This is a genomic window from Finegoldia sp., from assembly GCF_046991905.1.
In the GTDB taxonomy this organism is placed as follows: Bacteria; Bacillota; Clostridia; order Tissierellales; family Peptoniphilaceae; genus Finegoldia.
Genome location: NZ_JBKWZF010000039.1, coordinates 5,367 through 5,751, shown reverse-complemented (window position 1 = coordinate 5,751; position 385 = coordinate 5,367). Strand labels below are relative to the sequence as shown.

Below are 385 nucleotides of genomic sequence, written 5' to 3'. Positions count from 1 at the left end.
GTAGGTTGGTTACATTATCTGTTAGATCTACTGTGCCTCCAACTTCTACTTTTTCGCCTTCTACTGTTGGCTCATATTTATCGGCGTCAGAACGATTGTCTGTCACTGTAACATCTACTTCAACTTCATCAGATGATCCATCTGGATATGTCACTACAACAGTCCCTTTTTTATTTCCAGCTGCGCTAACATCTACTTTTTCTTTCCAAGTATACTTAGTATCTTTTGGTAAATCTTCTTTGTTCTTAATTCCCTCAAATGCGTCTGGTTCCTTATTCAATTCTGTAGTCACTTTTTGACCTTCAGGATTATATTTGTCAGCGTCAGATTTATCATCCAGTTTTGTTGCACTTGATACAAATTCTGTATCATCTGCTGTAATTGG

The 385-nt window shown here is 37.1% G+C and carries 1 pseudogene; it reads right to left on the bottom strand.

What is annotated here, in order from left to right:
- Positions 1-385: pseudogene (locus tag ACLUJM_RS10670) on the bottom strand (Rib/alpha-like domain-containing protein); the annotation flags it as partial.